This is a genomic window from Pseudomonas sp. RIT-PI-a (genome assembly GCF_001187875.1).
In the GTDB taxonomy this organism is placed as follows: Bacteria; Pseudomonadota; Gammaproteobacteria; order Pseudomonadales; family Pseudomonadaceae; genus Aquipseudomonas; species Aquipseudomonas coleopterorum.
Window position 1 is genome coordinate 183,890 of the sequence record NZ_LGIR01000013.1, and the last position, 13,437, is coordinate 197,326.

The following is a 13,437-nucleotide window of genomic DNA, read 5'->3' on the forward strand; positions in this document are numbered from 1 at the left end:
GGGCGGCCAATCGGCACCGGCAAACATGATAAAGTCGACGTCTTTCCAGCCGACCCGATTCACTACCGTGCCCCATTCAGGATTCCCCTCCCCCGATTGGCAATGCCTGGCCGACGCCGACCCGCTGGTACGCGACTGGCTGTTCGATCCAGGCTCCCTGACCCGCCGTTTGATTCAGCTCAGCGATGACCATTTCGGCGTCCGCGTGCTGCTGCAGGACTGGCAACCGCTGCGTGATGAAGAATGCCTGGCGCTGGCTGTGGCGCGAGGCAGCCAGGGGTGGGTGCGCGAGGTCTGTCTGCTCGGCCATGGCGAGCCCTGGGTGTTCGCCCGCAGCGTGGCGGCGCGCAGCAGCCTGCAGGCCAGCGACCTGGACCTGCAGGCGTTGGGCAACCGTTCGCTGGGCGAGCTGCTGTTCTGCGACCCGGCCTTCGTTCGTGGTCCCATTCAGACCTGCCGCTACCCGGCCCGGTGGCTGCCCGCCCAGCAGGCCAGCGAGGGGCTGTGGGCCAGACGCTCGCGTTTCGACCGGGGGTCGCTGGCGGTGCTGGTCGCCGAAGTCTTCCTGCCGCCTGTGTGGCAAGCCGTTCGTAACCCAGTGGAGCACCGTTGATGTACCAGAGCCTGCTCAAGTCGCTGAACCGGCTGAACCCGCGCGCCTGGGATTTCATTCAGCTCACGCGCATGGACAAGCCCATCGGCGTCTACCTGTTGCTGTGGCCGACCCTGTGGGCCCTGTGGATCGCCGGTGAAGGCAGGCCTTCGCTAGCCAATCTGGTCATCTTCGTCGCCGGTGTGGTGCTGATGCGCGCGGCTGGTTGCGTGATCAACGACTTCGCCGACCGCAAGGTCGATGGCCACGTCAAGCGGACCGAAGCGCGGCCCTTGGTCAGCGGCAAGATCAACAGCAAGGAAGCGCTGGTGTTCTTCGCCGTGCTGGTCGGCATCAGTTTCGTGCTGGTGCTGTGCACCAATGCCCAGACCATCGGCCTGTCGGTAGGCGGCTTGATATTGGCGGCAAGCTATCCGTTCATGAAACGCTACACCTACTACCCGCAGGTGGTGCTGGGCATGGCGTTCTCGTGGGGCATGCCGATGGCATTCACCGCTGAAACCGGCGAGTTGCCAGCGGCCGCCTGGCTGCTGTGGATCGCCAACCTGCTGTGGACGGTGGCCTATGACACCTACTATGCCATGACCGACCGCGATGACGACCTGCGCATCGGGGTGAAGTCCACCGCCATCCTGTTCGGCGCCGCCGATCGCCTGATCATTGTCATCCTGCAGGGGCTGGCCTTGGCCTGCCTGCTGCTGGCCGGCGCACGGTTCGGCCTCGGCGGCTGGTTCCACGCGGGCCTGGCGGTGGCCGCGCTGTGTTTCGCCTGGCAGTGGTGGCATACCCGCGAGCGCGAGCGCATGGCCTGCTTCAGGGCGTTCCTGCACAACCATTGGGTAGGGTTGGCGATCTTCCTGGGCATTGTGCTCGACTACGCCCTGCGCTGACGCCCTCCCTGGCCGTCGTGCCGGATCGAGGTGTGCAGTTCAGTCTTCGACGGGACGGGCGACCTGCCAGGCGTTATCTTTCTTGCCGTCACCGCTGGTGTCGCCAGGCTTCTTGTCAGCCTTGTAGGTGTACAGCGGGCTGCCCATGTAGGCCCACTGCAGGCTGCCGTCGTCGCGGCTGATCACGGTCCAGTCGCCGTCGTCGGCGGCACCCTTGTCGGCCATCAGCGGCGGCCAGTTCTTCGCGCAGTCGGCGTTGCACGTCGACTTGCCGTCTTCGTCTTCGGCATAGGTGTAAAGCGTCATGCCGCGGCCGTCGACGAACGCCTTGCCCGGCTCCAGGCGCGGGTGGTCGGCGGCCATGGCCAGGCCGGACAGCGTCAGCGCCAGGGCGCCACACAGGGCCGTCCAGGCCGAAGTCGTACGAGTCTTCATGGGTGCCTCTCGTCATCAATGAACAGGGATTTACAGCTTAGTACAGTCTGAATAACTTGATACGCTCGAGCAGCTGTCACACGACTGCAATAATTGCGTTATCTAATGCGGCGCATGACAGGGTAATGACAAGAGGTTTGCACAATGGCTGGCAGGAGCATTCTCATCGTCGACGATGAGGCACCGATCCGCGAAATGATCGCCGTAGCCCTGGAAATGGCAGGCTACGACAGCTTCGAGGCGGAGAACGCGCAGCAGGCCCATGCGATCATCGTCGACCGCAAACCCGATCTCATCCTGCTCGACTGGATGCTGCCCGGCACCTCGGGCATCGAACTGGCACGCCGCCTCAAGCGCGACGAGCTGACCGGCGATATCCCGATCATCATGCTCACCGCCAAGGGTGAGGAAGACAACAAGATCCAGGGACTGGAAGTCGGTGCCGACGACTACATCACCAAGCCGTTCTCGCCACGCGAACTGGTGGCCCGGCTCAAGGCCGTGCTGCGTCGCGCCGGCCCCAGCGATGGCGAATCGCCGATAGAGGTCGGTGGTCTGTTGCTGGATCCGATCAGCCATCGCGTCACCATCGACGGCAAGCCCGCCGAGATGGGGCCTACCGAATACCGTCTGCTGCAGTTCTTCATGACCCACCAGGAGCGTGCCTACACTCGCGGGCAGTTGCTCGACCAGGTCTGGGGCGGCAATGTCTACGTCGAGGAGCGCACCGTGGACGTTCACATCCGCCGGCTGCGCAAGGCCTTGGGCGACGCCTACGAAAATCTGGTACAAACCGTGCGCGGCACCGGTTACCGCTTCTCCACCAAGAGCTGAACCGGCAGGTTTTCACAGCAAAGGATGCGCGATACGTGAAACAAGACTGGTATGCCACCCTCGTGCGTCACATGCTGTTGCTGGTAGCGGGGTGCCTGCTGGTCGGGCTGATCACCGGTCATTACGGTTGGTGTCTGGCGCTGGGTCTGGCGGTGTACCTGGCCTGGACGCTCAAGCAGCTGCTGCGTCTGCACCGCTGGCTGCGCGAGCACCAGCCGGATCAACCACCGCCCGACGGCTATGGCCTGTGGGGTGAGGTGTTCGACAGCATCTATCACATGCAGCGCCGCGATCAGCGCGCGCGCGGGCGTCTGCAGGCCGTGATCGATCGCGTGCAGGAGTCCACTGCGGCTCTGCGCGATGCCGTGATCATGCTCGATGCCGACGGCAACCTGGAATGGTGGAACCGCGCGGCCGAGACCCTGCTGGGGCTCAAGACCCCGCAGGACAGTGGTCAGCCGGTGACCAACCTGATCCGCCATCCGCGCTTCAAGGAATACTTCGCCCAGGAGCACTACGCCGAGCCGCTGGAAATTCCCTCGCCGGTCAATGATCGTCTGCGTGTGCAGTTTCTGATCACCCGCTATGGCAACAACGAACACCTGATGCTGGTGCGCGACGTGACCCGCATCCACCAGCTGGAACAGATGCGCAAGGATTTCGTGGCCAACGTGTCCCACGAGCTGCGCACGCCGCTGACCGTGATCACCGGCTACCTGGAGACCCTGCTGGACAACGTCGAGGACGTGAACCCGCGCTGGACCCGTGCCCTGCAGCAGATGGAGCAGCAAGGCGTGCGCATGCAGACCCTGCTCAACGACCTGCTGTTGCTGGCCAAGCTGGAAGCCACCGATTACCCCTCGGACAACCTGCCGGTGGCGGTCACGGCCCTGCTGCACAGTATCGTCAGCGACGCCCGGGCCCTGTCCGGCCCGCGCAACCAGACGATCAGCCTGGACATCGAGAACGAGGTGCTGCTCAAGGGCAGCGAGGCCGAACTGCGCAGCGCGTTTTCCAACCTGATTTTCAACGCGGTGAAATACACGCCGGAACAGGGGACCATTCAGGTGCGCTGCTGGACCGACGCCCAGGGCGCCCATCTGCGGGTACAGGATTCGGGGATCGGCATCGATGCCAAGCACCTGCCGCGTCTGACCGAGCGTTTCTATCGCGTGGACTCCAGTCGAGCCTCCAACACTGGTGGCACCGGGCTGGGGCTGGCCATCGTCAAGCACGTGCTGCTTCGCCATCGGGCGACGCTGGAGATCAGCAGCGTGCCGGGTCATGGCAGTATCTTCACGTGTCACTTCTCGTTGGTACAGGTGGTGGTTCGTTAACCGCGCAGGGCGCGATCCTGTCGGGGGGGACGGTCATTGGCCGCGAAGCAGGCGCTGCGGTGTGCAGGAGGGAGCGCGGCGCGCCCTTCGCGGCCACGGACCGCTCCTACGGAAATAGTGGTGTTCCTGTAGGAGCGGTCATTGGCCGCGAAGCAGGCGCTGCGGTGTGTTGGGAGAACGCTGCATATGGCTGCCTTATCAGCACACCCCCTAGGCAAGGGCCCGTCCAGCCGTTACATTGCCAAACACATTACCCACCCTGGGTATCGCCTCATTCCCCCCCAGCACACGGACACCGTAAAACGCCACCATGGACCCTTCCACAGGCATCTCCCTTTCGTCACTGTTCGCCGACTTCGGCATGATTCTTTTCGCTCTGTTCCTGGTCTTGCTCAACGGCTTCTTCGTAGCCGCCGAGTTCGCCATGGTCAAGCTGCGCTCGACCCGGGTAGAGGCCATCGCCAAGAAGCATGGATGGCGTGGCAGCATTCTGCGCACGGTCCACAGCCAGCTCGATGCCTACCTTTCCGCCTGCCAGCTGGGTATCACCCTGGCCTCGCTGGGCCTGGGCTGGGTCGGTGAACCGGCGTTCGCACACATCCTCGAACCGTTGCTGGGCGCCGTCGGCGTGCAGTCGCCGGAAGTCATCAAGGGCGTGTCGTTCTTCAGCGCCTTCTTCGTTATCTCGTACCTGCACATCGTGGTTGGCGAGCTGGCACCCAAGTCCTGGGCGATCCGCAAGCCAGAGCTGCTGTCGATGTGGACGGCGGTGCCGCTGTACCTGTTCTACTGGGCCATGTACCCGGCCATCTACCTGCTCAATGCCAGTGCCAACGGCATTCTGCGCATTGCCGGTCAGGGCGAACCCGGCCCGCACCACGAGCACCATTACAGCCGCGACGAGCTCAAGCTGATCCTGCACTCAAGCCGTGGCCAAGACCCCAGTGACCAAGGCATGCGCGTACTGGCCTCGGCAGTGGAGATGGGTGAACTGGAGGTGGTCGATTGGGCCAACTCGCGCGAAGACCTGGTGAGCCTGGAATTCAACGCGCCGCTCAAGGAAATCCTGGCGATGTTTCGTCGCCACAAGTTCAGCCGCTATCCGGTGTACGACACCGAGCGCGAAGAGTTCGTCGGCCTGCTACACATCAAGGATCTGCTGCTGGAACTGGCGGCGCTCGACCACCTGCCCGAGTCGTTCAACCTGGCCGAGCTGACCCGTCCTCTGGAACGGGTGTCGCGGCACATGCCGTTGTCGCGTCTGCTGGAGCAGTTCCGCAAGGGCGGCGCGCACTTTGCGCTGGTCGAGGAGGCCGATGGCAAGATCATCGGTTACCTGACCATGGAAGACGTGCTGGAAGTGCTGGTCGGCGACATCCAGGACGAACACCGCAAGGCCGAGCGCGGCATTCTGGCCTATCAACCCGGGAAGCTGCTGGTGCGGGGCGATACGCCGCTGTTCAAGGTCGAGCGGCTGCTGGGGGTGGACCTGGATCACATTGAGGCGGAAACCCTGGCGGGTTTGATCTACGAGACCCTCAAGCGGGTGCCCGAGGAAGAGGAGCTGCTGGAGGTAGAAGGCCTGCGCATCATCATCAAGAAGATGAAGGGGCCCAAGATCATCTTGGCCAAGGTGCTCAAGATCGAGTGAGTTGTGGCAGGTCAGTGCTGCCTGCGAGTGGGGCGTTGGGATGTGCAGTGGGTTTGATGGCCCATTCGCGGGTAGAACCCGCTCCCACAGGGGGGCGTCGGGGATCACGGTGTGCAGTGGGCTCGATGGCCTCTTCGCGGGTAGAACCCGCTCTCACAGGGGGGAGGTTGCTGCAAGGGGGTTACTGGCCGCCGACGGCGAAGTTGGGCAGTACGCCCAGTGGCCGGTCGAACTGGTAGGGAATCGACTCCAGCGCCAGGCCGACGTTGCGCTGCACCACGAAGTGCAGGTGCGGGCCGGTGCTGTTGCCTGTGTTGCCCGAGCGCGCCAGCGCCGAGCCGACGCTGACCTGTTGCCCTTCCTTGACGCTCACCGAACCGCGCATCAGGTGCAGATAGACACCCATGGTGCCGTCCTCGTGGAGGATGCGCACGAAGTTGCCCGACGGGTTGTCGCCGCGGTTGTTCTGGTTATTTTCCACCTTGATCACCGTACCGCCGCGCGCTGCGATGATCGGCGTGCCTTCGGGCATGGCGATGTCCATGGCGTAGCGCCCTTTGGCGCCGAAATGGCTATAGGTGCCATTGGGCCCCTGGGTCAGGCGGAAGGGTCCGCCGCGCCAGGGGAAGGGGTAGCGGTAGCCATGCGCCTCGCCCTGCGGGTCGCCGATGGAGGACACCAGGGTCTGGGCATAGCCCAGCGGCTTGCCGACCTGCTGGGCCGTCAGTGTCACCAGGCTGACGCTGCTGCGCGCTGGCACGACGCGGCGGATGCTGCTGGGCGGCAGACCCTGCACGTTGCGCAACTTGCTCAGTTTCAGCTCGACCTCGACGGGTGCGTACAGATCGTTGCGCACCATGAAGTTGGCGCTGCCCTTGCCTTTCTTCACTTCCAGACGAACCTGCCGGTCGATCCGCTCGACGATGCGCTCGCGCATCACGAAGACCCGTGCGCCGGGCACGGGCCGGTCGGTGTAGGAGGTGACGCCATCGGCATTGGTGAACTTGTAGACGGTCGCGGCCTGAGCCATGGGAGCGGCCGCGAGCAGGCCGCAGATCAGCAGGAGGCGATAGACCATGGGGACGATGTCTGAAGGGGAACGTGCGCCAAGATTAGCAGGTATCTGCAGAGCGGCAATGTGCCACCTGTCAGGCGCCTGGCACGAAATGTTTCTGCACCGAGCCCCGGGCGATCAGGCGCGAGACGTAGTCGAGTTTCTGCGCATCCTGGTCGAGAAAACGGAAGGTCAGCTGCAGCCAGTCGCTGTCGGGCTTGGGCTCGAACGCGGCCACGGCGTGCAGATAGCCGTTGAGACGCGCCACCTCGGCATTTTCGCCCTGCTCCAGATCGAGCACCGCCAGTTCCAGCACCTGAGGCAGCGTGTCGGTGCGCCGTACGACCAGCAACGCCTCCTTGAGGCTCAGGGCCTTGATCACGCACTGCTGGCTGCCGCCGGGCAGGCGCAGTTGGCCTTGTCCACGCCCCATGGGCGCGGTGGCTCGCGCGCCTGGAGCTGGCGCACTGGCCGGTGTTGCAGCGGCGGCCGGCCGAGGCGCGGGGGCTACAGGTCGCGCAGGCTCGGCGCGGCCCGAGGTCAGCGCACTCAGCGAATCGTTGGCAAAGGCCGAGGCGGCCTGTTGGCGCGTCGGTGCACCGGCTGCCAGCGCCTGCAGCTTGCCGACCTTGGCCAGGGCCTTCTTGACCTTGGTCATCAGCTGCTCATTGGTGAACGGCTTGCCGATATAGTCCGACACGCCAGCCTGGATCGCCTGCACGACGTTTTCCTTGTCGCCACGGCTGGTCACCATGATGAAGGGCAAGGTCTTGGTGTTTTCCTGCTCGCGGGTCCAGGTCAGCAGTTCAAGGCCGGACATTTCCGGCATTTCCCAGTCGCACAGCACCATGTCGTAGCTGTTGTGCATCATCAGCGACTGCGCCTTGCGGCCGTTCACTGCGTCCTCGACGACGATGCCGGGAAAGGCATTGCGCAGGCATTTCTTCACCAGGTCGCGAATGAACGGCGCATCATCCACTACCAGCACACTGATCTTGCTCATCGACCGCTCCTGAAAACCGCGCAGGCATCGCCACTCGCCGAAGGCCACGTGCCGTTCGGCGGGGCTGGCCACACGGCTGCCTCGCTTCGCCCCACAACGAAAAACGCCCGGCAAAGGCCGGGCGTTCGTGTCGGACCCTCTTACTTATCGTCAGGTTGGTCCAGAACATTAGCGCTGTCGAGGGTGCCTTCGACTTCCTGCTTCATGCGCTTGAGGCCCATGTGCCGAACATCGGTGCCGCGGACCAGGTAAATCACCAGTTCGGAGATGTTGCGCGCATGGTCGCCGATGCGCTCCAGCGAGCGCAGTACCCAGATCACGTTGAGCACGCGGGAAATGGAGCGCGGGTCTTCCATCATGTAGGTGACCAGCTCGCGCAGGGCGGTCTTGTACTCGCGATCGATGGTCTTGTCGTACTGGGCCACCGACAGGGCCAGGTCGGCGTCGAAGCGGGCGAAGGCGTCGAGCGCGTCGCGCACCATGATGCGCACCTGGTCGCCGATGTGGCGCACCTCGACGTAGCCACGGGGCGACTCGCCCTCCTCGCACAGCTGAATGGCCCGGCGGGCGATCTTGGTGGATTCGTCGCCGATGCGCTCCAGGTCGATCACCGATTTGGAAATGCTGATGATCAGCCGCAGGTCCGAGGCCGCCGGCTGTCGCCGCGCCAGAATGCGCAGGCATTCCTCGTCGATGTTGCGTTCCATCTGGTTGATCTGCTCGTCGACCTCGCGCACCTGCTGGGCCAGGCCGGAGTCGGCCTCGATCAGCGCGGTGACCGCGTCGTTGACTTGCTTCTCGACCAGCCCGCCCATGGCCAGCAGGTGGCTGCGCACCTCCTCCAGTTCGGCGTTGAACTGCTGCGAGATGTGATGGGTGAGGCCTTCTTTACTGATCATGGGTCGAATCCTTGGTGCGTCCGCTCGGGATGATGCCAGCAACGGCGGCGAAGCCCTAGCCGTAGCGACCGGTGATGTAGTCTTCGGTCTGCTTCTTGGCCGGGTTGGTGAACAGTGTGTCGGTGTCGCCGAACTCCACCAGCTTGCCCATGTACATGAACGCCGTGTAGTCGGACACCCGTGCCGCCTGCTGCATGTTGTGGGTGACGATGACGATGGTGTACTTGGACTTGAGCTCGTAGATCAATTCCTCGACCTTGAGCGTGGAGATCGGATCGAGTGCCGAGCAGGGCTCGTCGAGCAGCAAGACCTCGGGCTCCACGGCGATGGTGCGGGCGATTACCAGACGTTGCTGCTGGCCGCCGGACAGGCCCAGGGCGGACTCGTGCAGGCGGTCCTTGACCTCGTCCCACAGCGCCGCGCCCCTGAGTGCCCATTCGACCGCTTCGTCGAGGATGCGCTTCTTGTTGATGCCCTGGATGCGCAGGCCGTAGACCACGTTTTCGTAGATGGTCTTGGGAAACGGATTGGGCTTCTGAAACACCATGCCGACGCGGCGACGCAGTTCGGCGACGTCTTCGCCCTTGCGATAGATGTCGTTGCCATAGAGGTTGATCGCGCCCTGCACGCGGCAGCCGTCGACCAGGTCGTTCATTCGGTTGAAGGTGCGCAGCAGGGTCGACTTGCCGCAGCCCGAAGGACCGATGAACGCGGTCACGCGCTGTTTGGGGATGTTCATGGCGATGTCGAACAGCGCTTGCTTGTCGCCGTAGAACAGGCTCAGGCCGGGCACTTCGATGGCCACGGTCTCCTTGGCCAGGTTCAGGCTCTGCTTGTCGCGCCCCAAGGCCGACAGGTTGATGCCATGGGATGGGTTTTCATGCTGCATGGCAGACTCCAAAGGCTGTCAAATTCGGTTCGCGCTGCAAATGTGAGGTGCGGGTGAGCGCACTCAACTGTCCAGCGCCTTGTACTTCTCGCGCAAATGGTTGCGAATCCAGACCGCCGACAGGTTCAGCGTAGCGATCACCAGCACCAGCAACAATGCGGTGGCATACACCAGCGGTCGCGCCGCCTCGACGTTGGGGCTCTGGAAGCCGACGTCGTAGATATGAAAGCCCAGGTGCATGATCTTCTGGTCCAGGTGCAGGTACGGGTAGTTGCCGTCCAGCGGCAGCGACGGCGCCAGCTTGACCACGCCCACCAGCATCAGCGGGGCCACCTCGCCGGCGGCACGGGCCACCGCCAGGATCATGCCGGTCATCATCGCCGGGCTCGCCATGGGCAGGACGATCTTCCACAGGGTTTCCGCCTTGGTCGCACCCAGGGCCAGGGAGCCTTCGCGCACGGTCCGCGGAATCCGCGCCAGGCCCTCTTCGGTGGCCACGATCACCACTGGCACCGCTAGCAACGCCAGGGTCAGCGACGCCCATAGCAGCCCCGGCGTTCCGAAGGTCGGCGCCGGCAGCGCTTCGGGAAAGAACAGCCGATCGAGCGAGCCGCCCAGCACATAGACGAAGAAACCCAGGCCGAACACGCCATAGACGATGGCCGGCACACCGGCCAGGTTGTTCACCGCGATGCGAATCAGCCGGGTGACGGTATTCTGTTTCGCGTATTCGCGCAGATAGACCGCCGCCAGCACGCCAAATGGCGTGACGATGACCGCCATGATCAGGGTCATCATCACCGTGCCGAAAATAGCCGGGAAGATCCCGCCTTCGGTGTTGGCTTCACGGGGATCGTCGCTGAGGAATTCCCACATCTTGTTGAAGTAGAAACCCAACTTGGTCAGCGTGCTCATGGCATTGGGCTGATAGGCGTGGACGATCTGGCCCAGTTGGACCTCGATTTCCTTGCCGTTGGCGTTGCGCACCGTGATGCTGTCGCGGTTGACCTGGGCATGCAGCGCACCGAGGCGGGTTTCGATGTCCTTGTAGCGCGCATCGAGCTCGGCACGCTCGGCGTCCATGTCGGCCTGAGCGGCGGGGTTGAGCTGGCCTTCGAGCTCCAGGCGACGGCTTTGCAGGCGCAGCCTTTCGAGCCCGGCGTTGACCTTGCCGATGTCGGATTTTTCCAGTCGGCCGAGTGCGTCCGCCAGGTCGCTGACCCGCAAGATGCGGCTTTGCAGCTCCGGCCAGGCACCCTCACCCTCGGCCACGACCTTGCCCTGCTCCTTGATGTTGACCAGATAACCGTAGAAATTGCCCCACTCGCGACGTTCCAGCGCCAGCAGTTCGGGTGGGGTGCTCTGTTCGGTCAGCCAATCACCGACGATCCAGGTGAAATCGGCGCCGTTGATATCGCGGTTGCCGACCTTGACCAGCTCCCGGGTCATGAACTCGGGACCATCGTCCGGCACCGGCAGGCCAGCGCTTTTCAGACGTTCGCGCGGTACTTCTTCCCTCTGCACGATCTCGCCGATGACCAGATGATTGGCCATCCCCGGCACGTTGTAGCTGGCGTGGACCAGGTCTGCCGGCCAGAAGTGCGCCAGACCGCGCACGGCGATCACGGCCAGCAGGCCCAGCGTCATGATGACCGCGATGGACACGGCGCCACCGCTGATCCAGACACCGGGCGAGCCGCTCTTGAACCAGCCTTTCAGGGAATTCTGCTTCACAGCCGGCTACCTTTTCTCAAAGCGATGAATATTTCTTGCGCAGGCGCTGACGAATCAGCTCGGCCGCGGTGTTCATGACGAAGGTGAACAACAGCAACACCAGCGCCGAGAGGAACAGCACCCGGTAATGGCTGCCGCCCACTTCCGACTCGGGCATTTCCACCGCCACGTTGGCGGCCAGGGTGCGCAGTCCTTCGAACAGGTTCATTTCCATGACCGGCGTGTTGCCGGTGGCCATCAGCACGATCATGGTTTCGCCCACGGCCCGGCCCATGCCGATCATCAACGCCGAGAAGATGCCCGGGCTGGCGGTCAGGATCACCACGCGCGTCAATGTCTGCCACGGCGTGGCGCCCAGCGCCAGCGAGCCCAGGGTCAAGCCGCGCGGCACGCTGAACACGGCGTCCTCGGCAATCGAATAGATGTTGGGAATGACCGCGAAACCCATGGCCAGGCCCACTACCAGCGCGTTGCGCTGATCGTAGGTGATGCCCAGGTCATTGCTGATCCACAGGCGCATGTCGCCGCCGAACCACCAGGTTTCCAGGAACGGGCTCATGTACAGCGCGAACCAGCCCACCAGCAGGATCACCGGGATCAAGATCGCACTTTCCCAACCATCCGGGATGCGCAGGCGAATCGACTCGGGCAGACGACTGACCAGAAAGCCTGCACTCAGGATGCCCAGCGGCGTGAGCAGAAGCAGGCTGAAGATACCCGGCAGATGGCCTTCCACATAGGGTGCCAGAAACAGGCCGGCGAAGAAGCCGAGGATCACCGTGGGCATGGCTTCCATCAGCTCGATGACTGGCTTGACCTTGCGACGCATGCCCGGAGCCATGAAGTAGGCGGTGTAGATCGCGGCGGCGATGGCCAGTGGCGCGGCGAGCAGCATCGCGTAGAACGCGGCCTTCAAGGTACCGAAGGTCAACGGCGCCAGGCTCATCTTGGGCTCGAAATCGGTGTTGGCCGCCGTCGACTGCCAGACGTAGGCGGGCTTGTCGTAGTTCTCGTACCAGACCTTGCTCCACATCGAGCTCCACGACACTTCCGGATGCGGGTTGTGCAGGCTCAACGGCTGCAATGCGCCGTTGGCTTCGACCATGAGCCTGTTGGCCCGTGGCGACAAGGCGTAGATACCGGGACCGTCGACCACCTGCTCGACCAGCAGCGTACGGTGGGCGGTGCTGTGGAAAACGCCCAGCTGGCCCGAAGCGTCCAGGGCGGTAAAGCCCTTGCGACGCTGTTCGGAGCTGATCTGCACGATCGGCGAGTGGCCCATCTGGAACGTACGGATCTGCTTGAGGCGCGGCTCGCCGTCCTCGTCGCGAGCCATGAACCATTGCGCCAGGCCGCCCTTGGAGTCGCCGATGATCAGCGAAATGCCGCCGACCAGTTGCGCGCTGGCGGTGATCTGGGTGTCGGCGTTCTCGCTGAGCTTGTAGCGGCCGTTCATGCTGCGGTCACGCAGGCTGAAGACATCCGCCTGGGCGCGTCCGTTGATCACGTACAGCCACTGCTGGCGCGGGTCGATGAAGATCGCCTTCACCGCCTGGTTCATCTGCGGCAGCTCGATGCGCTTCTGCTCGTTGGTGACCTCGCCGGTCATCATGCTTTCTTCGCGGGTGAGCTGCAGCACGTTGAGCTGGTCGCCGGTCGAGCCGGCCAGAATCAGGCTGGCGTCGCTGGCATTGAGACTGACCCGCTCCAGGGCGCGGCCCTGGGGGTCGAGCGCGATGGGGGCATCGCCATAGGGGTATTCGATCGCCGGCGTGATGGTCTTGTTGCCGCCCGGGTAGGTCACCCGGTAGGTGTGGCGAAACACCAGGGCCTGGCCGTTGGACAGGCCCAGTACCACCAACGGGGTACCGGGCTGGTCCTTGGCGCTGGCAGTCACGGTCACGCCGGCTGGAATGGGTAACGATGTGCGCGACAGCTCTTCGCCCGTCTGGGCGTTGAAGAACAGCGCGACCCCCTGCTCCGAAACGCGCATGCCCGCCTCGTTCTGCTCCTCGAGCGCGTACACCAGCGGTTTACCGGCGTCCTGCAGCCAGGCCGGATGCAGTGTCGGCTCCACGGTCAGGTCGGCGCCCTTGAA

Annotated in this window: 12 protein-coding genes; 5 read left to right on the forward strand and 7 right to left on the reverse strand. The window is 63.9% G+C overall.

Annotated features, from left to right (window positions below; genetic code table 11):
- Positions 1–67: 67 nt before the first annotated feature.
- Both AC788_RS09345 and ubiA read left to right on the forward strand, forming a co-directional pair.
- On the forward strand, positions 68–613 hold the full coding sequence (locus tag AC788_RS09345; RefSeq protein ID WP_049860381.1) for a chorismate lyase: 546 nt from the start codon (positions 68–70) through the stop codon (positions 611–613).
- Positions 613–1,503 (forward strand): 4-hydroxybenzoate octaprenyltransferase, encoded by an 891-nt coding sequence (gene ubiA, locus AC788_RS09350; protein WP_049860382.1) that lies wholly within the window; start codon positions 613–615, stop codon positions 1,501–1,503. The genes AC788_RS09345 and ubiA overlap by 1 nt, the downstream gene beginning before the upstream one ends.
- Before the next feature lie 39 nt (positions 1,504–1,542).
- Here ubiA and AC788_RS09355 read toward each other — a convergent pair whose 3' ends face one another.
- Entirely contained in the window at positions 1,543–1,938 is a 396-nt protein-coding gene (locus AC788_RS09355; RefSeq protein WP_049860383.1) for a COG4315 family predicted lipoprotein, read from the reverse strand.
- A 144-nt stretch (positions 1,939–2,082) separates the two neighbouring features.
- Here AC788_RS09355 and phoB point away from each other — a divergent pair, with 144 nt between their 5' ends.
- From phoB to AC788_RS09370, 3 genes are all read left to right on the forward strand, one after another.
- Positions 2,083–2,772 carry a phosphate regulon transcriptional regulator PhoB gene (gene phoB, locus AC788_RS09360; RefSeq protein ID WP_043192154.1) on the forward strand — a complete coding sequence of 230 codons (690 nt, stop codon included), beginning with the start codon at positions 2,083–2,085 and terminating at the stop codon, positions 2,770–2,772.
- A gap of 71 nt (positions 2,773–2,843) precedes the next feature.
- Positions 2,844–4,109, forward strand: a complete 1,266-nt coding sequence (gene phoR, locus AC788_RS09365; RefSeq protein ID WP_236690501.1) for a phosphate regulon sensor histidine kinase PhoR — start codon at positions 2,844–2,846, stop codon at positions 4,107–4,109.
- 310 nt (positions 4,110–4,419) lie between these two features.
- Positions 4,420–5,760 (forward strand): hemolysin family protein, encoded by a 1,341-nt coding sequence (locus AC788_RS09370; protein ID WP_043192150.1) that lies wholly within the window; start codon positions 4,420–4,422, stop codon positions 5,758–5,760.
- 181 nt (positions 5,761–5,941) lie between these two features.
- Here the strand turns inward: AC788_RS09370 and AC788_RS09375 are convergent, their stop codons facing one another.
- The 6 genes from AC788_RS09375 to AC788_RS09400 all read right to left on the reverse strand — a co-directional run bounded on the left by AC788_RS09375 (position 5,942) and on the right by AC788_RS09400 (position 13,389).
- Positions 5,942–6,838 (reverse strand): peptidoglycan DD-metalloendopeptidase family protein, encoded by an 897-nt coding sequence (locus AC788_RS09375; RefSeq protein WP_049860385.1) that lies wholly within the window; start codon positions 6,836–6,838, stop codon positions 5,942–5,944.
- Positions 6,839–6,908: 70 nt separating this feature from the next.
- Positions 6,909–7,817, reverse strand: coding sequence for a response regulator (locus tag AC788_RS09380; protein ID WP_049860386.1), 909 nt, complete (start codon positions 7,815–7,817; stop codon positions 6,909–6,911).
- A gap of 140 nt (positions 7,818–7,957) precedes the next feature.
- The gene (gene phoU / locus AC788_RS09385) at positions 7,958–8,716 is read right to left on the reverse strand and encodes a phosphate signaling complex protein PhoU (RefSeq protein ID WP_043192144.1); all 759 of its coding nucleotides are present in this window, start codon (positions 8,714–8,716) and stop codon (positions 7,958–7,960) included.
- A 55-nt stretch (positions 8,717–8,771) separates the two neighbouring features.
- On the reverse strand, positions 8,772–9,605 hold the full coding sequence (gene pstB, locus AC788_RS09390) for a phosphate ABC transporter ATP-binding protein PstB (RefSeq protein ID WP_049860387.1): 834 nt from the start codon (positions 9,603–9,605) through the stop codon (positions 8,772–8,774).
- Between the two features lie 63 nt (positions 9,606–9,668).
- Positions 9,669–11,339, reverse strand: coding sequence for a phosphate ABC transporter permease PstA (gene pstA / locus AC788_RS09395; RefSeq protein ID WP_049860388.1), 1,671 nt, complete (start codon positions 11,337–11,339; stop codon positions 9,669–9,671).
- Positions 11,340–11,355: 16 nt separating this feature from the next.
- Positions 11,356–13,389, reverse strand: coding sequence for an ABC transporter permease subunit (locus AC788_RS09400; protein WP_177327961.1), 2,034 nt, complete (start codon positions 13,387–13,389; stop codon positions 11,356–11,358).
- Between the last annotated feature and the right edge of the window lie 48 nt (positions 13,390–13,437).

Excerpts from the sequence above, each read along its gene's own strand:
- ubiA (WP_049860382.1), top strand. The coding sequence starts at position 613 with ATGTACCAGAGCCTGCTCAAGTCGCTGAACCGGCTGAACCCGCGCGCC.
- AC788_RS09355 (WP_049860383.1), bottom strand. The coding sequence starts at position 1,938 with ATGAAGACTCGTACGACTTCGGCCTGGACGGCCCTGTGTGGCGCCCTG.
- phoB (WP_043192154.1), top strand. The coding sequence starts at position 2,083 with ATGGCTGGCAGGAGCATTCTCATCGTCGACGATGAGGCACCGATCCGC.
- phoR (WP_236690501.1), top strand. The coding sequence starts at position 2,844 with ATGCTGTTGCTGGTAGCGGGGTGCCTGCTGGTCGGGCTGATCACCGGT.
- AC788_RS09370 (WP_043192150.1), top strand. The coding sequence starts at position 4,420 with ATGGACCCTTCCACAGGCATCTCCCTTTCGTCACTGTTCGCCGACTTC.
- AC788_RS09375 (WP_049860385.1), bottom strand. The coding sequence starts at position 6,838 with ATGGTCTATCGCCTCCTGCTGATCTGCGGCCTGCTCGCGGCCGCTCCC.
- AC788_RS09380 (WP_049860386.1), bottom strand. The coding sequence starts at position 7,817 with ATGAGCAAGATCAGTGTGCTGGTAGTGGATGATGCGCCGTTCATTCGC.
- phoU (WP_043192144.1), bottom strand. The coding sequence starts at position 8,716 with ATGATCAGTAAAGAAGGCCTCACCCATCACATCTCGCAGCAGTTCAAC.
- pstB (WP_049860387.1), bottom strand. The coding sequence starts at position 9,605 with ATGCAGCATGAAAACCCATCCCATGGCATCAACCTGTCGGCCTTGGGG.